General features: G+C 50.2%; 20 protein-coding genes and 2 riboswitches. Of the genes, 8 read left to right on the forward strand and 12 right to left on the reverse strand.

From position 1 onward, the window contains the following. Positions 1-44 precede the first annotated feature (44 nt). Positions 45-1,409, reverse strand: a complete 1,365-nt coding sequence (locus tag ACLPHM_RS02940) for a TrkH family potassium uptake protein (RefSeq protein ID WP_430219782.1) — start codon at positions 1,407-1,409, stop codon at positions 45-47. After that, positions 1,409-2,059: a potassium channel family protein gene (locus ACLPHM_RS02945; RefSeq protein ID WP_430219783.1), complete on the reverse strand. Its 651-nt coding sequence runs from the start codon at positions 2,057-2,059 to the stop codon at positions 1,409-1,411. The genes ACLPHM_RS02940 and ACLPHM_RS02945 overlap by 1 nt, the downstream gene beginning before the upstream one ends. 148 nt (positions 2,060-2,207) lie before the next feature. Here ACLPHM_RS02945 and ACLPHM_RS02950 point away from each other — a divergent pair, with 148 nt between their 5' ends. Further along, positions 2,208-3,263, forward strand: a complete 1,056-nt coding sequence (locus ACLPHM_RS02950; RefSeq protein WP_430219784.1) for an alkene reductase — start codon at positions 2,208-2,210, stop codon at positions 3,261-3,263. A 40-nt stretch (positions 3,264-3,303) separates the two neighbouring features. Here the strand turns inward: ACLPHM_RS02950 and ACLPHM_RS02955 are convergent, their stop codons facing one another. From ACLPHM_RS02955 to pbpG, 4 genes are all read right to left on the reverse strand, one after another. Beyond that, positions 3,304-3,735 (reverse strand): PaaI family thioesterase, encoded by a 432-nt coding sequence (locus ACLPHM_RS02955; RefSeq protein ID WP_430219785.1) that lies wholly within the window; start codon positions 3,733-3,735, stop codon positions 3,304-3,306. Further along, positions 3,732-4,193 (reverse strand): GatB/YqeY domain-containing protein, encoded by a 462-nt coding sequence (locus ACLPHM_RS02960; RefSeq protein WP_430219786.1) that lies wholly within the window; start codon positions 4,191-4,193, stop codon positions 3,732-3,734. The genes ACLPHM_RS02955 and ACLPHM_RS02960 overlap by 4 nt, the downstream gene beginning before the upstream one ends. Before the next feature lie 37 nt (positions 4,194-4,230). Beyond that, positions 4,231-4,674, reverse strand: coding sequence for a carboxypeptidase-like regulatory domain-containing protein (locus ACLPHM_RS02965; protein WP_430219787.1), 444 nt, complete (start codon positions 4,672-4,674; stop codon positions 4,231-4,233). Between the two features lie 64 nt (positions 4,675-4,738). Further along, entirely contained in the window at positions 4,739-5,719 is a 981-nt protein-coding gene (gene pbpG, locus ACLPHM_RS02970; RefSeq protein WP_430219788.1) for a D-alanyl-D-alanine endopeptidase, read from the reverse strand. Positions 5,720-5,942: 223 nt separating this feature from the next. Here pbpG and ACLPHM_RS02975 point away from each other — a divergent pair, with 223 nt between their 5' ends. The 3 genes from ACLPHM_RS02975 (at position 5,943) to ACLPHM_RS02985 (ending at position 8,091) form a co-directional block, all read left to right on the forward strand. Beyond that, a complete protein-coding gene (locus tag ACLPHM_RS02975) occupies positions 5,943-6,284 on the forward strand; it encodes a hypothetical protein (RefSeq protein ID WP_430219789.1) in 342 nt (113 codons plus the stop codon). Between the two features lie 127 nt (positions 6,285-6,411). Beyond that, positions 6,412-7,209 (forward strand): motility protein A, encoded by a 798-nt coding sequence (locus ACLPHM_RS02980; protein WP_430219790.1) that lies wholly within the window; start codon positions 6,412-6,414, stop codon positions 7,207-7,209. Positions 7,210-7,245: 36 nt separating this feature from the next. Beyond that, on the forward strand, positions 7,246-8,091 hold the full coding sequence (locus ACLPHM_RS02985) for an OmpA/MotB family protein (RefSeq protein WP_430219791.1): 846 nt from the start codon (positions 7,246-7,248) through the stop codon (positions 8,089-8,091). A gap of 121 nt (positions 8,092-8,212) precedes the next feature. Here the strand turns inward: ACLPHM_RS02985 and ACLPHM_RS02990 are convergent, their stop codons facing one another. Then, on the reverse strand, positions 8,213-9,706 hold the full coding sequence (locus tag ACLPHM_RS02990) for a sodium:solute symporter family transporter (RefSeq protein WP_430219792.1): 1,494 nt from the start codon (positions 9,704-9,706) through the stop codon (positions 8,213-8,215). A 46-nt stretch (positions 9,707-9,752) separates the two neighbouring features. Next, positions 9,753-9,857: riboswitch (TPP riboswitch) on the reverse strand. 80 nt (positions 9,858-9,937) lie between these two features. Next, positions 9,938-10,036: riboswitch (TPP riboswitch) on the forward strand. A 42-nt stretch (positions 10,037-10,078) separates the two neighbouring features. On the opposite strand from ACLPHM_RS02990, the gene ACLPHM_RS02995 reads away from it, so the two are divergent. From ACLPHM_RS02995 to ACLPHM_RS03005, 3 genes are all read left to right on the forward strand, one after another. Further along, complete coding sequence (locus ACLPHM_RS02995) at positions 10,079-10,858, forward strand: 3-oxoacyl-ACP reductase (protein WP_430219793.1); 780 nt, start codon at positions 10,079-10,081, stop codon at positions 10,856-10,858. Beyond that, complete coding sequence (locus tag ACLPHM_RS03000) at positions 10,858-12,153, forward strand: LLM class flavin-dependent oxidoreductase (RefSeq protein ID WP_430219794.1); 1,296 nt, start codon at positions 10,858-10,860, stop codon at positions 12,151-12,153. The genes ACLPHM_RS02995 and ACLPHM_RS03000 overlap by 1 nt, the downstream gene beginning before the upstream one ends. A 420-nt stretch (positions 12,154-12,573) precedes the next feature. After that, a complete protein-coding gene (locus ACLPHM_RS03005; RefSeq protein WP_430219795.1) occupies positions 12,574-13,821 on the forward strand; it encodes an aromatic amino acid transport family protein in 1,248 nt (415 codons plus the stop codon). A gap of 66 nt (positions 13,822-13,887) precedes the next feature. Here the strand turns inward: ACLPHM_RS03005 and ACLPHM_RS03010 are convergent, their stop codons facing one another. The 4 genes from ACLPHM_RS03010 to speB are packed head-to-tail and all read right to left on the reverse strand — an operon-like array spanning position 13,888 to position 19,370. Further along, positions 13,888-15,333: an aldehyde dehydrogenase family protein gene (locus ACLPHM_RS03010; protein WP_430219796.1), complete on the reverse strand. Its 1,446-nt coding sequence runs from the start codon at positions 15,331-15,333 to the stop codon at positions 13,888-13,890. Between the two features lie 9 nt (positions 15,334-15,342). After that, entirely contained in the window at positions 15,343-16,956 is a 1,614-nt protein-coding gene (locus ACLPHM_RS03015) for a 5-guanidino-2-oxopentanoate decarboxylase (protein ID WP_430219797.1), read from the reverse strand. Continuing rightward, the gene (locus ACLPHM_RS03020; RefSeq protein ID WP_430219798.1) at positions 16,956-18,374 is read right to left on the reverse strand and encodes a sodium:solute symporter family protein; all 1,419 of its coding nucleotides are present in this window, start codon (positions 18,372-18,374) and stop codon (positions 16,956-16,958) included. The genes ACLPHM_RS03015 and ACLPHM_RS03020 overlap by 1 nt, the downstream gene beginning before the upstream one ends. Before the next feature lie 42 nt (positions 18,375-18,416). Then, positions 18,417-19,370 (reverse strand): agmatinase, encoded by a 954-nt coding sequence (gene speB, locus ACLPHM_RS03025; protein WP_430219799.1) that lies wholly within the window; start codon positions 19,368-19,370, stop codon positions 18,417-18,419. 137 nt (positions 19,371-19,507) lie between these two features. Between speB and ACLPHM_RS03030 the strand changes: the two genes are divergently transcribed. After that, a complete protein-coding gene (locus ACLPHM_RS03030; protein WP_430219800.1) occupies positions 19,508-20,434 on the forward strand; it encodes a LysR family transcriptional regulator in 927 nt (308 codons plus the stop codon). 46 nt (positions 20,435-20,480) lie between these two features. Here the strand turns inward: ACLPHM_RS03030 and cynS are convergent, their stop codons facing one another. Beyond that, entirely contained in the window at positions 20,481-20,924 is a 444-nt protein-coding gene (gene cynS / locus ACLPHM_RS03035) for a cyanase (RefSeq protein WP_430219801.1), read from the reverse strand. Positions 20,925-21,003: the final 79 nt, after the last annotated feature.

Genomic DNA, 21,003 nt, shown 5'->3' on the forward strand with positions numbered 1-21,003 from the left:
CAGGAATTGTAGACTGCTTATAGGTGCTTTTGCTAGGGTAGCCCTTAACCAACTTGGAAGGGGGTTTCTGGGTAGCGGATACGGCTACGTGTACGTCTGGCAATGGTATAGACCAGTGTGAGCGGGCCTAACCTACCAACGAACATCAGCACGGCCAGCATGGCTTGGCTAGGTCTGGTGAGTTCAGGGGTAATGCCGTGGCCCATCCCCGTGGTGGTAATGGCGGACATGACCTCAAATAACACGCTGCGGAAAGGTTGATGGCCATCAAAAATGGTGACAAACATCACCCCAAACACAAACCAAACGCTGGTAATGAAGGCTAGTGCCAAGGCTTTTTGTGTGATGGCGGGTGAAATAGTGCGTCCACCAATGACTACTTCTTCGCGGTGGCGTATGTACGAGAATACGGCTGCCACTAAGACGATAAAGGTCCCTAGCTTAATACCGCTTGCGGTGCTTAACGAGCCGCCGCCAATAAACATGTACATCATCATCAGCATGGTAGAGCTGTCATGCATGTCTACGACGCTCATGGTACTAAAGCCGGCTGTACGAGTGGCAATGGCTTGGAACCAGGCGGCAGTAGCTTGCTCGCCCAAAGGCAGGGGTTCGAGGGTGGCGGGGTTATTAGCCTCAAACGCCCAGATAGCTAAGAAGCCAACGATATTCAGCGCTAATGTGCCCAGCAGAATCAAGCGAGTGTAGAGCTGCAGTTTGGACCAGCGGCGTTTTTGTAGGATATTCATCAGCACTGGGAAGCCTAAACCGCCCAGAATGATCATGAGCGATAGCGTCAAAATGCTAAAGGTGTCGGGCACCATGCTGCGCAAGCTTTGATCGTATAGAGAAATCCCCGCATTATTAAATGCCATACTGACGTGGAAGTAGGCTTGGTAAAAAGCGTCCTTCCAGGGATCATGGCGTGTCCACCAAAGACCTAAAATCAAAATGGTGATGATCTGTATGGTGGCCGATATTTTGATTACGGCCAGCGCGGTTTGGTGAATTTTCCCCACGTTGGTTTGGTTGAAGGCCTCTAAGGCCAGAGCTTGCTGATTTAGGCTTATGCGTTTTTGTATGCTTTGTGCGGCAAGCACCGCAAAGGTGATAATCCCCAAGCCGCCCAACTGCACCAATATGGTTAGGATCACCTGGCCAGTAGTGGTGAAGGTGGTGGCAGGCTCTACCACGGCTAGGCCACTCACCGTCACGGCTGATGTTGCCATAAATAGGGCATCAAACCAGCCTATAGGGCGTTGAGTGGAAACTGGCAGAGAAAGTAGTACTGAGCCCAGTACGATCAACAAGAAAAAACCTAATGCTAGTACCGCTGGAGGGCTAGCATTCAGGGTGGTGCGACGATCTACCGGGAAGGGAAATCGTTCGCGGGTTTGGCGTATTTTCATCAGATCAGTTTAGGCGCAATAGTACGTAAGGCCGTGAGCGGGCCAAACAATACAATGACATCTTTAGCTTGAAGCAGAAAATCATGGGCGGGTCGTATGGTGACTTGGCCGCGCCGTTTAATCAATAATACTTCTACATTTGGCTTGTTTTGTAGAATAGAGCGAATGGCTAAATCTTCCAGATTATCGCTGGCAATAATTTCAACGATAAATTCTCCATTTCCTAGAGAGATATAATCGTTTACCATTGGGTAGCTGAGCATTTGTGCTACACGTATACCCATCTCTTCTTCTGGGTGAACAATACGCTGTACACCAAGCTTGCCCAAGATAAGGTGCTGGGCGTGAGATACAGCTTTCACCCAGATGTTTTGCAGCCCCATGGACTTTAAGTGCACAACGCATACCAGACAGGCTTGCACATCATCGCCAATGGCAATGAGTACGGCATCGTAGTTTTCTAAGCCTAACTCTTCTAACGCTGCTTTGTCGGTAACGTCTACGATAACAGCGCGTGAAATGTCGTCGGCATAGCGCTCTACAAGTTTGGGATCATTATCTACGCCAAGGACGGCGTGCCCCATTTTTGTCAGCTCCAGCGATGCAGCGGAGCCGAAACGTCCCAGGCCGATGACGGCGAACTGTGCCATTTTTAGTCCTGAATGTTGCGGTTCTATAAAAGTTTTGGAATAAGAGATTGGTAGTCTACTCCAATTTCTGGTAAAAAAACCTTATACGGGAAACTACGGATATCATGTCTGCAGCTGATATTTTTACTCTGTGAGTGGCAGTGTTGTAATGGTAAGTTTGTTTGATGCTTGTAAAGCAGGGGATCTAACGATGTCAAATCGCATCGTTATGGCCCCCATGACGCGTACGCGTGCTACCGATGCTCGCGTACCTAGCGATCTAATGCGCAATTATTATTGCCAACGATCCAGCGCGGGTTTGATTATTTCAGAAGCGACTTCTGTGTCACCTCAAGGTGTGGGCTATTTGCGCACGCCAGGTATCTGGAGCTCCGCTCAAGTAGAGGCGTGGAAGAACATTGTGCAGGCTGTGCATGCACGCGAGGGGAAAATCTTCTTGCAGTTGTGGCATGTAGGGCGCGTGTCTGACCCAGAGCTACTTAACGGACAAATGCCTGTGGCACCTAGTGCTATAGCGTGCCAAGGTAATGTCAGCTTGCTACGCCCACCTCGTGAATACGTGGTACCGCGTGCACTGAGCGTAGAAGAGATTGCTGGTATCGTTAAGGATTTCAAAAATGCAGCGCAAAACGCCATGGTGGCAGGTTTTGATGGTGTAGAAATCCATGCTGCAAATGGTTATCTGATTGACCAATTCCTTAACGATAGCAGTAATCACAGACAAGACGACTACGGCGGCAGTATCGCAAACCGTAGTCGTTTTCTTTTTGAGGTTGTAGACGCGTGTGCCGAAGTATGGGGGCACGGTAGAGTAGGTGTACACTTATCGCCGCGCGGTACCGTGCATTCCATGCACGACTCTGCACCGGCAAGTTTGTACACGCACGTGGCCGCAGAACTAGAGCGTCGTAAAGTAGCGTTTGTGTTTTGCCGTGAAGCGAACGGTAGCCAAGACATTACGGCTGTGGTGCGACAAGCATACAGTGGCTTGTTGATCGTGAACGAAAGCTACGATCTAGAGCGAGCCGAACGTACGGTGAGTTCAGGACGGGCTGATGCGGTTTCTTTTGGTCGCTTGTTTATCGCTAACCCAGATTTGGTCGAGCGTTTTAAACAACGTGCTACCTTGTCCGAGGCAGACAGCAGCTCGTTTTATTCAGATGGCCCCAGAGGCTATACCGATTATTCTAGTTTAGAGCAGTAGTAAGTACACCGCAGCCCTGATATCTCAGGGCTGCAGCGTTTTAGACGCGGGTGTTACGGTCTCGCTTGCGTACTACTTTAAAGCTAGCAGAGGCAGTGGCTACCAAGCGCTGCTTGGGATCACGGGCTTCTGCGGTGCAATACGCAATCTCATCAATGATCTGCAAACAGGTAGCTGTGAACTCTATGTCGCCCCTGGCGGGGTTCAGAAACTGCGTAGACATTTCAATGGTCGCCATGCCTGACTCAGGAATATGGGCACGAGCGGCAGCGCTTAAGGTGTAGTCCAACGCACTCATTAAGGCACCGCCATGCACGTCGCCACGACTATTGGTATTGTCTTCACGCCAAGGCAGTCGAGTGACAGCACTTTGGTGATCAGAGGTCAGCGAGAGCAAGCCAATGGCTTCCATAAAAGGAATATGCAAGCCAAAATGCTCACCCGTTAGTGGGGCTGTTACTGCTTGGCTCATACTTGCAAAGACTGTTTTACCTGTGCGGCAACGGCAGCCATATCAGCACGACCAGCCAGTTTAGTGCGTACACCTGTCATGACAGCACCCATCAGTGCGGGGCCTTGAATGCCTTTGGCGGTGGCTTCGTCCAGTACCGCTTTGATAACGGCTTGAATTTCTTGCTCGTCTGCTTGAGCAGGCAGGTATTCTTGCAGAATCAGCAGTTCAGCGTGCTCTTTCTCGGCATGCTCCGTGCGGCCCGCTTGTTCAAACGCAACGATGGATTCGCGGCGTTGTTTTACTTGCTTTTCGATAATGCTTTGCACTTCGCTGTCATTCAATTCGCTTTGACTATCAATTTCACGACTTTTGATCGCGGCCTGCAAAAAGCGCAGGGTGCTTAGGCGCACTTGTTCGCGGGCGCGCATAGCGGATTTGATGTCATCGTTGATTCGTGTTTTAAGCGTTTGGCTCATGATAGTTTTGCTATAGAGGTGTGAAATCGGGATGGCGTTAGGGTTTGGCCGGCCAGTTCAGATCCAGTGCCGTGTTTTTGTTTTCTTGAATCGTGATCTTGCGGGTTTGGGTAACGCCTTCGTAAGTGCTGTGCAGTGTGTAGCTGCCAGCAGGAAGTTGGATCAGGCAGAAAGGGCCTTCACTGGTGATATTCAGCACGGTGTTGCTGTCATGTTGATCACGCACGACGACTTGCACATCGCTGACAAAAGCTGCGCGGCCATCACTGGTATGGGCAGAAAAATTCAAACTTAATGAGTACTTAGAGCGTACGCGTCGAAATGCCGCTGTTTCATCACTACCAATACCGCCAGTCACATACACGATAGAGCCGTGATATTGAGGTGGGGGTAGGGCTGTAGGTGTTTCTTGAGCCTGAATAGCTGTGCTGGACAGTGCTGCAGAAAAGAACCAAGCAAATAACAGGGAGAATTTTTTCATGGTCGCAATAACACAGGAATACAGGCAGGGGATCTGCCTGTCATGCGACTATTGTAGCGTCATCTTAGAGCATCGCTAGTTGTGAACTGCCTTCGACCAAATTGCGTAGCCGTACAGCATCACCAATACGCGAGTAGCGGCCTTGGGCATTCAGCAAGACGATGGCGACATCGCGGCCATCAATTTTGGTGAGCATGACCAAGCATTCACCTGCTTCATTGATAAAACCGGTTTTAGAGATTTGGATGTCCCATTTCTCGTTTTGCACCAATCTATTGGTGTTATTGAACTGCAGTTCACGACCACGGCTAGGTTGCACAGAATAGTGCTCGCTGGTGGTGTAACGATGAATAATAGGGTGTTGGGATGTAGCTTGTAGCAGCTTGACCAAGTCTTGCGGGCTGGATACGTTTTGGCTATTTAAGCCAGTAGGCTCAACAAAATGCGTTTGACGCATACCCAGTGCGCGAGCTTTGTCGTTCATGGCGCGCGTGAACGCAGGCAAACCACCGGGGTAGTGACGGCCTAATGAGTTAGCAGCACGGTTCTCGGATGACATAAGAGCCAAGTGCAGCATATCAGTGCGGCTAAGTTTGCTACCAATAGCCAAACGAGAGCTAGAGTTCTTGAGGGTATCTACGTCTTCGCGAGCAATTTCCAGCATTTCATCCATATCTTGACCAGACTCAGCCACGATCAATGCTGTCATCAGTTTTGTAATGGAAGCGATGGGGCGAATTTCCTCACTATTTTTCTCGTACAGAATCGTAGAGCTTTCTAGATCTTGTACTAAGGCAATCTCAGAATGCAATGCTGCTGATTTGCTTTGGCTCAAGGGTAAAATAGTAGGGCGCTCAGCAGGAGCCATGCCTACTGGGCGTAAATTTTTCTGAAAGCTCAGGTAGGGCTGGTTATAAACCAAGCTGTTCGCTGGGTTCATTGCTGTTTCCGCCAAGACCGCAACAGAGCTTAGGCTTAAACCAATGCATGTAACCAGAGAAGCTGGAAATTTGGTGAGGAAGCGGGCAGATGTTTTTAGTGTCATGGCCAGTCTGTGCGTAGAGCGTATGGTGCAGCAATAATAGCAGAGTTTTTTGATTTAAATTAGGGGCTTACGAGCTAAACTTGAAAAAAACTTCAAGTGACGTAACAAGGTGTTTTATATAATGAAAAAAGCTGATTTTTCATACAGTGGTTTTGCGATAAAAAAGGCTGTGATAAGAAAAATCCTAACGATTAGTGTTGCAGCGCTGTTGGTTCAGCCTGCAATGAGCTGGGCAAAAAATACACGCGCATACTCAGCCGTCAGCCCTGGCATCGAACGATTGGATTCCGTAATGGCATACCCCGTTGCGAATGACAACGAGGCAGGCCACATTGCTAAGGTATATATAGACGTGTCGTATGCGGGTAATGCGACGGTGTACAGCGAGCTATGCCACGCCAGTGGTAGCCCATGTATACAGGTAGGCAGCGTAGGCAGGCAAAGTACTGCATTTGCAGGGTTAGATGCCGCTGTGGGTTTTGTCTTAAAGCACAACGTACAAAGCTGGGGCAGCAGCCCACGCCCGTTATTCATCCAAAGTAACCTTGGCGTGTGGACGCAGTAAGGTGTTGTTTTTTTAGGGTTCATTGATACAAGTCAGACGGCACACCTAAACTAAACGCCGCAAATGCCGATACCAGAGGGTTGTCTTGTTGCCTGAATATTCTGTTTGGGCTGCTTTGGTGAGTATTATGAATCCCTCCACACTGATAGGAATTGTGGCCAGCGTGTTGCTGCTGGCCGTTGTGTTGTTCTTTTCGGCAGAAGATGCATCACTGTTTCTGGATTGGCCCAGCTTGGGCATTGTGCTGATAGGTACGCTGGCAGCAACCTTTATTAGCTATCCGTTGAGTGAAGTGGTACGAATATTTGGGTTGATTGGCACCGTTTTGCGTAACGAAAAGCTCTACACCCAACACGATATTGATGAGTTGGTGAATATTTCCCGCCTTTGGATAGCGGGCGATATACGTGCGGTAGAAAATGCGTTGGATAACGTCTCTAACCCATTTCTAAAAACTGGCGTGCAATTGGTCATCGACATGACCCCTGAGGAAGAAATCATCGAGTTATTGCAGTGGCGCATTTCTCGTATGCGGGCGCGTGAGCATGCTGAGGCGCAGTTGTTTAGAGTGATGTCTAGCTATGCACCGGCCTTCGGTATGGTGGGTACGTTAATCGGCTTAGTGAATTTGATGTTTTTGTTGGGCGATGGCGATATGACGGCCATTGGCCAGCAGATGGCATTGGCATTAATGACAACGTTCTATGGTGTGTTGTTTGCCAACCTGTTGTTTAAGCCTGTGGCAGTGAAACTAGAGCGACGCACCGAGCAACGTGTGGTGCTGATGAATATGGTGCTGCAAGGTATTTCGTTGATGAGCCAGAAGCGTGGCCCTGCTGTGATGCGTGAAACGTTGAATTCCTTTATGGCGCAATACCAAGATGAAATTAATGATTCCGATATACGTCATGAGTACGCAGAGTAACGATGAACCGCATAACGAATACTCAGGAGCACACACATGAGTCAAGTTGATTCGCTGGGCGTTAATCAGTTGGCGGCAAGAGCTAAGGCGCTGGAAGCTGAACTGCAACAAGCTAGACGCTTGCAAGGCCGTCATAAAGGGCCGCGTAGTACTAAAGACTGGTTGAATGAAACCGCTAACCCCATCAAAGAGGATGAAGATGCGTGGTTTGTGACGTATCTGGACATGATGACCCTGCTGTTAGTGCTGATGCTAGTCATGTTGGCGTTTGCAGGCAATTACAGCGGTTCTGATGGCAAAGGATCCGGTGCGGGAGGCAATGCCTCGGCACAGACTACAGGCTCGGCTACTGGCGGCGGTGCAGCAGGTGATGGGGGGAGTGGCACAGGCGCTGCAGGAAGTGGTGGTTTACTGGCAGCGGATGGCTCGCATTCTGGTAAGTCTGGCCGCAGCTTGGCCGATTTGGGTTTGGATGGATTGGGCGACGACATCGATGTGTTGCTGAATGATCAGTCTGTAAGCTTTAGGATCAACAGCGAAATACTCTTTCCATCAGGGCAGGCGGATTTGAGCTTGGCGGGTATGGGGGTGTTACGCAAGCTGAGTCACGTGCTTAATCAGACTATCTACCCCATTGCTGTTGAAGGGCATACAGATTCTATTCCGATGCGTAGTCCGCGCTACCCCTCTAACTGGGAGCTATCAGGGGCTCGAGCGGGTAGTGTTGTGCGTTATTTTGAGGCCAATGGCGTGGCGAAGGACCGCTTGCGTGCGGTGGGCTATGCCGATACCAGACCCATCGCTGATAACGCGACGGCAACAGGCCGTGCAAACAATAGAAGGGTGGAGTTAGTGATGGATATACCAGCGGCTAACCCCTAGGGCGCAGAGTGAAAAAAAGACGTAGGGCGGAGAAGCCCTACGTCTAAAAAGGTGGTGTACTAAAATTCGCATTCGCGCTCTTGAGCAACCACCTTGCCACAACTGGTCAGGTGCAGATCGGTTATGGTAGATCCGCACTGCGATCAATACCTCTGATTTTAAACTTTAAACTGTCTAGATCAAATTGATGGTTGCTACTTATAGACTTTAGTATAAGCCACGTTACTCCAACGGGGACCATAGCAGCAAGCAAAAATGATTCCAAAAGATAGTCCATGGCAGCGCCTGGAGCCGGAAAAACAGCTAGGCCAGCAACCAGTCCACATAGGGTACTGATGGTCGCTGTCTTGCCTGATATTTTTCGGCTATAAAGCCCGTAAAACACTGGGAAAGCAGCCGCAGAGCATAACAGATCAGCCAAAAGGAAAAGGTATAAAACGCTATATCCTTGCGCTGACGCAATAAAAACGGGAACCATCAACACGATGACCAACCAACGTGATAGTTGTCTCAAAGTTTGAGCTTGCGTGTTGGGACGTAACCGTTGCAAATCTACAGCAATGATGCTCGCGATGGCACTAATTGCGGTGTCCGCACTGCTCATTACCAACGATAAACCTAAGGGTATAAGCACAATAACGAACCACGTAGGCAACACGGGCGTAATCACATTGAACAGAGCAACTGAACTGTCGCCTGTAGGAGTGAAGGCCATGAAAGCCAAGCCAAATAAGCCCATGACGAAAATAAAAGGGGCTACAAGCAAGCCACCCAGTAGAAAACCACGGCGCATGGAGGGGGTATCTTTGGCGGAATAAACGCGTTGCCAGTTGCCTTGGTGGAAGAGCCCGGTCAGCAAAATAGCCACAAAAAAGGTTAAACCAGCTTTAATCCCCATGGGGTCAGTGAATGACAGTAATTGTGGGGCACTTTGTTGCAATGCATTGACGGTAGGCGTGATGCCGCCAATAGCTTGCCAACCAAAGGCCACCAAAATGACTAACGCTGGAACAATGATCAGCATTTGCACCTTGTCGGTGAAGATGCTGGCGCGTAAGCCGCCGTATGAGGTGTAGATCAGCGTAGAGATCAGCACGATCCCTGCAGTGGCCCATAACGGTATAGGGGCGATGAGTTGTACTAGCTTTGCCATCGCGGTGAGTTCCGCTGTTAGGGCAATGAAAATGTAGAACAACATAATAAGTAAGGTCAGTGCATACATGGGCTTGCCATAGCGGCTCAGTACGAACTCGCTGAGTGTATGACCTTCGGGAATCAGCTCACGCATACGTTGACCCAGCGGGATCATCGCTAAACGTGGTGACATAGAGCCAATGGCATAGCCAGTGACGGCTGCTAAACCGCCCCAGGTGGCGGCTTGGGCGGGTGAGAATAGAATCCACGCACCTAAGGACGATGCCAGCAAAGTAAGAATGGTGGCCGTTGAGCTTTGGCTATTTCGTGCGACCACGAAATCTTCCAAGCTTTCACGGGCATGGCGTGCGTAGAGCACACCAGCTAATGCAAAGACGGCAGCAAAAGCGATAAGCCACAAGAGGGTGGCAGTAGAGGGCAACAACACGAAAACAGCTTCCTGTAACAGTGACTCCAGCATCTGGAGGGACCGGCAGGCAAGCGAATAGGAGAGGGCACAGAGAGAGTGCGAGATGATTATCCTTCCCTTCGCCGGCATTACCCGGATCAGGTTCAAAGGGTTACGGCATAACCGAATCTCAGCCTACAAAAAGGCCCCCCTAGGAACAGCAGCTAGCTTAGTAGATGGTGCTTTATTCGTCAAATAATGCGGGTGTGTATTGTGTAAATACTAGAGTGTGCTAATCTTTCTAGTCTTGACGCGGGGTGCTTCGCCAACAGCGATGCTGAGATCATACCCGTATAACCTGAACCAGATAATGCTGGCGTAGGGATGTCTCTAGCTTTAGTCATAAAGCCTATAGCCTCCTCGCGCCGTTGTGGAGGCTTTTTCATGTCTGCAGTTGTTTCTTTTCCCTTGAATCAACAAGTGGTGCTGGTCACTGGCGGTGCTCGAGGTTTGGGCGCTGAGTTATCTAGAGCCTTCTTGGAGCAAGGGGCCAAAGTGGTGGTGAACTACTTCCAAAGCGCAGAGGCAGCGCGTGCATTGGTGCAGGAGTACCCCGATAGCGCGTTGGCATGGCAAGCAGACGTGTGTGATCCTAAACAAGTGAAAGCCATGGTGGCGGCTGCCGCGCTGCATTTTGGCCAGCCTGTTACCACCATTGTGAATAACGCGTTGCCGCAGTTCTCGTTTAATGGGGATGCTCGCCCCCATGCAGACACCATTAGCTGGGCGCATATGCAGCAACAGTTGGAAGGCATCGTAGCTGGTGCGTTACATACGGTACAAGCCTGCTTGCCTGGCATGGAAAAACTGCGTTTTGGTCGTGTGGTGAATATTGGCACTAACTTGTTCCAAAATCCTGTGGTGCCTTATCACGATTACACCGCAGCGAAAGCGGCATTGCTGTCGTTAACGCGTACGTTAGCAAATGATCTAGGCCCTAAAGGTGTCACGGTGAATATGATTTCTGGTGGTCTACTGCGCACGACCGATGCCTCAGCAGCAACGCCTGAAGCCGTCTTTGATTTGATTGCGGCCAACACACCATTGCGACGTGTCACCACACCGCGAGAATTTGCCGAAACAGCGTTGTTCTTTGCATCACCGTGGTCTAGCGCAGTGAGCGGGCAGAATTTGATTGTGGATGGCGGGATGGTGAAAAACTAATGAAACGTCAATTGCATTTAAACCTGTTTATTTATGGTTGCGGTCATCACCGCGCCGCATGGCGTCATCCTAATTCTAGCGTCGACCAATTAGGCGACATACGCTATTACCAGTCGTTGGCGCAATTAGCAGAGCGCGGAAAGTTTGACGCAATCTTTTTTGCGGATGGCCAATATACCGATAGTGTGTCTGATGGCCCGCGTTGGTTTGTAGAGCCGTTGACCACCTTGTCGGCGTTGGCGGTAGCGACGGAGCGTGTAGGCTTGATTACGACTGTGTCCAGCACCTTTTACACGCCATTTCACGCTGCACGTATGCTGTCGTCGTTGGATCATATTTCCAATGGGCGCATAGGTTGGAACGTGGTGACCTCTATGTACGATGCCGAGGCACGTAATCATGGTCATGAATCCATGCCAGACCACGCATGGCGTTACGCACGAGCAGCAGAGTTCATCGAGGTTACCAAACGGTTATGGGACTCCTGGCCTGATGCGGCGTTGAAAATAGACAAAGCAGGCGTTTATGCCGATGAGAGCTTGGTGCACCAGATTAACCATCATGGTGATCACTTCTTAGTCGATGGCCCGTTAACGTTGCCGCGTTCCCCGCAAGGGCATCCCGTGCTATTTCAAGCGGGAGCATCCGAGCAAGGGCGTAATTTGGCGGCGTTAGAGGCAGAAGCTATCTATGCTGTGGCGTACGACTTAGCCGCTTCACAGGCCTACTATCGCGATATTAAAAAGCGTGTGAAAGCAGCAGGTAGAAGTGTGGATGTGCCTATCATGCCGGGTTTGGTGACGTACGTAGCTTCTACCCAAGCGGAAGTGTTGGCCAAGCAGCGAGAGTTGGATGTGCTGCTACCCGCTGATGCGTCACTGCGCCAATTAAGCATGTTCGTAGGGCAAGACTGCATGGACTGGGAGCTGGATGCCCCAGTGCCTGATTTACCTCCGCTAGAAAGCTTCACTGGCCCCAAAGGTCGGTATGGCACCATCCTGCGTATTATTGAGAAAGAGCAGCCTACCGTGCGTCAATTGCTAGGTCGTTTAGCCGCTGGAGGCGGACACTGCACGATGGTGGGTACACCGGATGTGATTGCTGACCAAATGGAGCAATGGTTCTTAAATGAAGGGGCGGATGGTTTTAACTTGATGCCGCCAGCTTTGCCTAGCAGCATTGAAGACTTCATTGAGCATGTGGTGCCAATCCTGCAGCAGCGCGGGTTATTTCGCAAAGAGTATTCTGGTTTCACATTACGGGATCATTTAGGCTTAAATAGGCCCTCAGCCTAGCCCGTTACCAAATCTAGGGAAAACCCCTAGCTATTGCTTATGAGATAAACCCGGACTTCTTGAATGCTATTTATTTTCAATGGGTTGGGTTGCTTTTTATATGCTGTACAAAGCCTAGAAATAGATGATGTATAGGCTGTTAATGCAAGCGTTGACGTTGATTTGAAGCCTAAACGCGGCAATAATTTGCCGTTGCAAAATGTTAGCACTGCTTTTGCGCAAGCGATCGCTTACTTTTTTGCTCATAGTGTGGGACACATTGCGCGTGCCTACCCACCTATTTTTTGTGTGTTTACCGTCACCAGATTGGCGTCTGGAACGCGTAAACCTTTCTCGTGATGAGTGATGCGTGTAAGTACAACTTCACGCTTAAATAACGACTGTGATTAATTGGGCTTAATCTGGTCGTGAGGATATGTTATGCAGTCTACAAATGTAGCAACTGCTGCCGAGTCGTCGGCGGTAGGGGCAGCTCCTACACGTAAATCCCTGACCTTCTTAGAAGGGGTGGCAATGATCGTGGGTACCAATATTGGTGCTGGCGTCTTGTCTATCGCGTATGCATCGCGAAAATCTGGTTTTATGCCTTTGTTGTTTTGGCTGATTTTGGCCGGGTGTTTAACCACTATTACGATGCTGTATGTGGCTGAAACCACCTTGCGCACTAAAGCGCATTTGCAGTTAAGTGGTTTGGCTAAACGTTACGTAGGTAACTTTGGCTCGTGGCTGATTTTTGCTTCCGTGTGTGTGAACTCGGTAGGTGCGTTGATTGCCTACATGGATGGTAGCGGTAAATTGCTGGCATCGTTGTTGGGCATTTCCCCTATGCTGGGTAGTGTGCTGTTTTTTGTACCTGCAGCAGGTGTACTGTATTTGGGCCTGAAAGCCATTGGTAGAGGCGAGAAGTACATCAGTATCGGTATGGTCACTATGCTAACAGTGCTGATTATTGCTACGGCTTTGCATGAGTACACCGACATTGCTCGTGCCATGCATGGTGAGTGGAAATACATGATTCCCGTGTTTAACGTGGCGGTATTCTGCTTCTCAGCGCAGTACATCGTGCCTGAAATGGCTCGTGGTTTCACGGATAAGCCCGAGAAACTGCCTAAAGCCGTCATGACAGGTATGTTGATTACCTTCATTTTGCTGTCCTTGGTGCCGTTTTCTGTAATCACCCTCAATGGCTTGGAGAACATTTCTGATGTAGCCACCATTAACTGGGGTCAAGCGTTGGGTGAATGGGCATTTTTCTCTGCCAATATTTTCGCATTGTGCGCCATGTTGACCTCGTACTGGGGGTTGGGCGGTAGCTTCTTTACGAACATTTTTGACAAGTTCAATCTGGGCGAAGAAGACAAAGCACCAGCGAAACGCCGCTTTGTGGTGTTGATGGTCGTGACATTGCCGCCGTTCATCATGGCGTACAGTGGCTTAGTATCTTTTGTGAATGCGCTGTATATCGCAGGTACGTTCAGTGGCGTGGTGCTGTCCATTATGCCTATTCTGATGTTGCGTGGTGCTCGTAAGAAAGGGGATATCACGCCCGCATGGCAATGTGGTTGGATCACTCACCCTGTTTTGCAAATCAGTATTGTCGTGCTGTACCTATGCAGTGCGGCCTACGCGATTGCATCGTTGTTTGGTTACTTGCCAGCAGGTTGGTAAGTAGATTGCTTGCGCAGAAGTAAAAGCCGCCCCAGTAAGGGGCGGTTTTTTATGGGACTAAGCCTATTATACCGGGCTGTAAATATGGCTAATGCTTTGGTAAGAAGCTAACCCCCATGGTCCTAGCTCTCTACCTATGCCGCTACGCTTATAGCCGCCCCAAGAGCCTGCTGCAGGTACAAACTGATGGCTATTAATCCATGTCACACCACTCACCAATTGTTGGGCAATGTTGTGTGCGTTTTCTTGATCAGCAGAAATTACCGTTGCAGCCAAACCGAAGTGCTGTTGGTTTGCCAGATCAATAGCTTGATCAATTTCATCAAACTCTTGTACGCATAGAACCGGCCCAAACACCTCTTTTTGCCATAGATCGTGTTCACTAGGCACGTTCAGGAAAATGCTAGGGCGTACATAGAAGCCTTCTTCAGGCACGGTAATAGGTACAGAAGCTAACAAGTCTACGAGGCCATCTTGTAAGCCTTGGGTCTGAAATGCTTGTACCTGTTTTTGCTGAGTAGCGCTGATGAGTGGGGCTAAGGTGCTAGTAGGCAATGTAGGATCACCCAGCACAATGTTATGAGCACGCTGTTTCAGTGCGGCATACAGAGCCGGTGCAATGCTGCTATGTACCAGCAGGCGCGAGGTGGCAGAACACATTTGCCCGCTATTGCTGAAAATACCGCTACATACCCAGTCGCAAGCGTGTTCAATATCGCTGTCTGCCATCACAATAATAGGGGACTTGCCGCCCAGTTCTAACGAGACGGGGCGCGTTCCTTGCGCCGCGGCACGCATGACATCTTCACCCACTTTGTTGCTGCCTGTGAACGAGATCTTATTGACCAGAGGGTGCGCGCAGAGTGGAGCACCTACGTGTAGGCCATCGCCATGCACAAGATTCAGGACACCAGCTGGCAAACCGCTAGCCAAGGCGCAGGAAGCAACATGTTGTTCAGGTAAGGGAATCAGCTCTGAAGGCTTCCAAACAACCGTACAACCGGCTGCTAGGGCAGGGGCAAGTTTCCAGGCTGCCGTCACCAGGGGGAAATTCCATGGCGTAATCAGGGCAACCACACCCAAGGGCTGGTGATAACAGTGAGCTTGAAAACCAGGCGTCTGAATGTCACGCAATTGGCCTTGTTGAGCATCCAATTGCGTAGCTAATTCGGCGTAGTACCTAAAGCAGGCTACAGCGTCTTCTACGTCCAACTGGGCTTCGGTCAGCAGCTTGCCAGAGAAACGTACGCTATCGGCCGCAAGAATGTCAGCTCGTTCTTCCAATTGGTTGGCGATTGCCAGTAAATGGTGAGCACGTTTGCTGCCGCTTAAGGCCTTCCACGAATTAAAGGCAGTAGCGGCAGCTTGCACGGCCTTATCTACATCGCTGGCATCACCTCGAGTGAGTACTGCGTGCAGTTGTCCTGTTGCCGGGTGGTAGAGGTTTAGCGTTTCCGAGGATGCGCTATCCACCCATTGGTTTTGAATAAAGTGCTTTTGTAGTGTCAGCATAGCTAAGGTTTACAACGTTGCGATCCACGCGTGAGCGTCGATTTCTATGATGAGCGGAGCAGTCTGCTGCCAGAGTTGTAGTTGCTCAGACAACTGGGCAGGGGTTTGTACATGTTCGTAGGCAGCGCCAATGCTTTGGCTAAGCACCTTGAAGTCCGGTGGTGGAATGTTCACGCCTATTCTGGCAACGGATGCTCTATCCATCGCACGACGGATCTCGTCGTACCCGGTGTTGTTCCAGATCAGCACCACAATGTTCAGTTGCTCATCCACCATGGTGGCCAGTTCAGCAACAGTGAACATAATGCCGCCATCGCCCATCAAAGCAACCACAGGGCTGTGAGGATGCCCAAGCTTAGCTCCTAGCGCTGCAGGCAACGCGTAGCCCAATGTGCCGTATCCGGTGGAGGCATTGAAGTAATGACGTGCTGCAGGCTGGTTGCAGATGTGGTTGCCCGCATAAACGGTAGCTGTTGAGTCACCTACTAGCGTAGCGTTAGGTAAGTGCTGTTCTAACGTTTTATACAGCGGGTAGAAAGGAGTGAAAGCAGGATCTGATTCTAGTGCTAGGGCCGCCCGTACTTCAGCCACGACACTAGCGCCTGTGTTGGGTAATGGCTGAGGGAAATGCGTGAGCAGAGCGCGAGCAAACTCCCCAGCGTCGGACACCAAAGCAATATGAGGACGTTGGTTACCCACTAATTGTGACGCATCTATATCAACGCGTATCAGCTTGCCTTGCAGGATAAAGCCGTCATCAAACACCACGTCATAGTCGGTTTCGCCCAACTCTGTGCCCAATGCCAGAATGACATCGGCTTGTGCTGCCAGTTTGCGCACGGCAGGGAAGGCAGCATTGGCACCTAAATCTAACGGATGAGGCTGATGCAGGTTACCTGGCAATACACCTTTAGCATTGATGGTCGTGACGGTAGGGACGTTTAGCGTTTCTGCCAAACGCTGAATAGTGTCAGCACTGTCCACGCAACCACCACCCACTAACAGTAAAGGCTGTTTGGCCGCTTGCAGCAGTTGCGCGCAGTGGGCTACAGCGTCGGGGTGCGGGCTAGCTTTATAGAAAGTAGGCAAGGCTTGTACCGGCGTGTTGAGTGGCGCGGTGAGCAAGTCTATGGGAATCTCTAGGTGCACTGGGCCAGGTTTGCCCGAGTTAAAGATGGCCATCGCGCGTTCTAACGCATGGGGCAGTTGCTGTGGGTCCAGAATGGTTTGGCTAAAGCGTGCTACTTGGCTGACTAAGGCCTGCTGCGAACTGAGTTCGTGCAGTCGGCCTTGTTGGCTGCCCAAGGTATCGCGTCGCCCCACGCTGGAAATTACTAGCATGGGGATGGAGTCTGCCAAGGCTTGCCCCATGGCTGTCAAAATATTGCTCATGCCGGGGCCAGTGATAATAAAACATACCCCCGGTTTGCCTGTGGCTCGGGCGTAGCCGTCTGCCATGAACCCAGCGCCTTGCTCATGACGCGGGGTGACGTGGCGAACACGACTATTTTCCAACCCTCTATACAACTCAATGGTATGCACGCCGGGGATGCCAAATACCTGTTCAACTCCCCAATGCTCCAATTGTCGAACCAGATATTCACTACAGCTTTGCATAATCATTATTCTCCAGAAACAGGGCTAGGGGTTGGCACGACGCTAGTGCGGCGTGGATTAGGGTCTGTAAGGCTGAACACAATAAAGGTAATTAGCCCAATGCTCAAACTGAAATAGATAGGGGTATTGGCAAGCAGACCATCTTTAAGCATAAACACCGAAGCTGTAATTGCTCCTGTTGCCATGCTTACAATGGCACCACGTGTTGTGGCACGCTTCCAGAATATCCCGCCAATTAGTGGAATCAACATACCGCCAACCAGTAGGTTGTAGGCCATGGTCAGAGCACTAATCACATCACCAATGGTAGGAGCGATTGCCAGCATCAGCAAACCGAAGAGTAGGGTGAATACACGGTTTAAGGTTACAGAGTCGCTGTCACGGTGATGTTTACCGCGTAGCAGTGGCCATAAGTCTTGGGCGACGGTAGTAGAGGCGGCAAGCAAACCGGCACTCGCGGTGGACATCAACGCAGCCAAGCTGGCAGCAATCACTAAACCACGCAAACCTACAGGCAACACTTCGTTGATCATGGCGGCAAAAGCGGTGTCTGGGGCATCTAGCTCAGGCAATACCAGTCTGGCTGCCATACCAATCACAGCCATGGCGATACCGTACAAAATGCAGTACAAGCCGCTTAGCATGCCAGCACGTTTGGCGACCTTTTCGCTGCGGGCAGTAAATACACGCTGCCAAATATCTTGACCAATGAACACACCTAAAAAGTAGATGAGGAAATAGGTCAGAATAGTGTCGTAGCCTATGTTGCTGAACGAAAAGAACGCGTCTGGCAATTGTTGTGTCATGGCAGACCAGCCACCAGCGTTGTACACCGAAGCCGGTAGCAAAATAAATACCAAGCCTACCGTCATGATGATGAACTGAATCATGTCAGTCAGCGTGAGTGACCACATACCGCCGATGGTGGCGTACAGCACGACCAAACCACCGCCCAGAATAATGCCGGTGATAAAAGGTAGATCAAAAATCACTGCCAAAATGGTGCCAGTCGCAATGGTGGAGGTCACACCAATCATCAAGGCATAGACCAGCATGATCACGGCGCTGGCATTGCGGGTAGCAGGGCTGTAGTAGCGTTCTAGCACTTGGGTCACGGTGTACACGCGCAAACGCAGCAACGGTTTGGCCAACAACCAGCTCAAGCCCATGATGCCTAGACCTAGTGTGGCACAGAGCCAAAGCCCTGAAATACCATACAGGTAGCCTAAGCGCACCGAGCCTATGGTGGCGGCTCCACCTAAGACGGTGGCCGCCATGGTGCCGGTATAGAAGCCTGAGCCCAAGTTTCTACCCGCCACTAAAAAGTCGTCTTTATTTTTTATGCGACGCATGCCTATCCAACCGAACGAGAGGATAAGCAGCGCATAAAGAATCACGACACCCAGATCTATACTAACTTCCATAGTTGTCTCCTTGTTATAGCTCTATTGATGCAGGAGTAAAGATTATTTGGTGGCGTAATGCACACCGGGGAATACGCACAGCATTTCGTAGGCCAAGTTGGCGCCTAGCAAGGCTGTAGTACCGCTTTGGTCGTAAGGTGGGCTAACTTCTACTACGTCAGCACCGATTAAGTTAACGCCACGCAGACCACGTACGATTTCCAATGCTTGAGGAACCGTCAAGCCACCAATTTCTGGTGTGCCGGTGCCTGGAGCATAAGCAGGGTCAATGCCGTCAATATCAAAGGAGAAGTACACGGGGCCATCACCTAAGCGGGCGCGTACTTCGGCCATGATGGGTTCCATGGTGCGATGCCAGCATTCGTGCGCTTGGTAAATGGTGAAGCCTTGTTTGGTACACCAGTCAAAGTCTTCTGCAGCGTAACCTGTACCGCGCAAACCGATTTGTACGACGCGATCGCAATCCAACAGGTCTTCTTCAGCAGCACGTCTAAATGGTGTGCCGTGAGCAATTTTTTCACCGTTCATTGTGTCGTTTACATCGGCGTGTGCATCGATGTGTACCAAGCCTACTTTGCCGTATTTCTTTTTAATGGCGCGCAAGATAGGCAATGTCATAGTGTGATCGCCACCCAAGGCGATCAGCTTACAGCCCGATTCAATAAGTTTGCTGTAGCCTTCCTCAATCAAACGTACTGAGTCTTTGAGGTCGTAAGGGTTGATCGCGATATCGCCTACGTCAGCCACTTGCAGGCTATCAAAGGGGGCAGCACGTGTCGCCATGTTATAGGGGCGCAGCAACGATGACTCAAAGCGAATAGCTTTGGCACCAAAGCGTGTGCCAGAACGGTTGGACGTACCAATATCCAGCGGAATGCCAGTGAAAGCTACATCTAGACCTTCAGTGCTCTGGGCGTAGGGCAGACGCATCATGGTGGCGATGCCGCCAGAACGTGGCATATCGTTACCGCTAAGAGGTTGATTGAAGGTAGTCATAATCGGGTACTCCTAGAAATTAAAACAAATGTGATGGCTACCAGAGTAAATCGTAGGGCAGGGGGCTACCATGAGAAGCTGTGAATTGATACATTGATGTTTATCAATGTAATGATTTCAATATTAGGGTTTCTACTATGTTGGTCAATGTAAGAGATTTGGATTTACGACTGATACGGGTGTTCTTGGCTATTGTGGATGCCAATGGTATTTCAGCGGCGCAGGAGCGTTTGGGTATTAGTCAGTCCACCATCAGTACGCAGTTAGCGACCTTAGAGGTGCGATTGGGCTTTAAGCTCTGTGAGCGGGGGCGTACCGGCTTTAGGCTTACCGCCAAAGGTGAGCGCTTTACCAATTTGGCGCGTCGGTTGCTGTCTAACCTGAGTGAATTTGCGGTAGAAACCCAGCACCTAGAGAAAAAGCTCATTGGCCAATTAAACGTAGGATTGATCGGCCATCTGTCTCGTAGTGATAGTTGGCGTTTAAGCCAAGTTGTGGCACGATTTAGAAAACGCGACGAAGCCGTACGTTTAAATTTCTACATACATTCGCCAGACCAACAAGAAGAAATGCTGCTGTATGGCAGACTGCATTTGGCGATTGGGTATTTTCTGCGCCGTACACAAAACTTGCGTTACAGCACCTTGCTAAGCGAAAAACAGGTGGCTTACTGCGGTCGTGGTCATGCCCTGTTTGAGCAAGCCGGAAAGGTGGATGTGAACGAAGCGATTAACTATTCCTGGGTGAGTCGAGGCTACACACCACCTAAGGCACACTTACAAGTGCCACAGCAAAACATCAGGGCGACTGCTAACAATATGGAAGCAGTTGCCATTTTGGTGATGTCTGGCGAGCATTTGGGCTATTTGCCGCAAGAGGTAGGGGAAGAATATGTGCAGCAGGGGCTAATGCGGGCGTTGAATCCGGCGCAAATGCATTACGACGTGACCTTACACACGGTAGTCAATAGAGTGACCGAGCATGATGATGAGGCGTTGCAGGCGTTTCAACAAGATCTCAAAGCGGTGTTTAGTCAGCCGCAGTCTGAACCCTACGTGCTCTAAAGCAGAAAGAAAAAGCGCCACGAGTGTGGCGCTTAGCATGGTGGTCTTAGTAGGTTTTATAGGGCAAAAACTTGCCGCTCATGGTGATTTTCACGCGGTCGCCATTCGGGTCGGGCTGACGAGATAAATCCATGTTGAAGTCGATGGCGCTCATGATGCCATCGCCAAACTCTTCGTGAATCAGTTCTTTGAAGGTGGTGCCGTACACGTTGATTAGCTCGTAAAAGCGGTAAATCAGCGGGTCTGTAGGGACAGAGGTAGGTAAGGAGCCTTTGTAAGGCACCACTTGCAGTAGTTCTACGGCTTCATCGGGAAGCTCCAGTGCTGCTACCACTGCCTGAGCTTGTTTCTCGGTTAAGGTCATTTGCCCTAGTAAAGCGGCTGTAGACCATTCTTTGCTGTGACCAATAATGTCAGCCAGCTGTTGCCAACTGAGCTTATGGCGACGTTTGGCGAGCAAGATTTCTTGGGTTAGCTCTTGGCGATTCATGGTGAAGCTCCTCCAGTAAAAGCAGTTCAGACAGTACTGTTGAGTATAGGCAAAAAGCCCTAGAGAAAGAAGCCGCCAT

Source organism: Paenalcaligenes sp. Me131, assembly GCF_050487225.1.
Lineage (GTDB): Bacteria > Pseudomonadota > Gammaproteobacteria > Burkholderiales > Burkholderiaceae_B > Paenalcaligenes.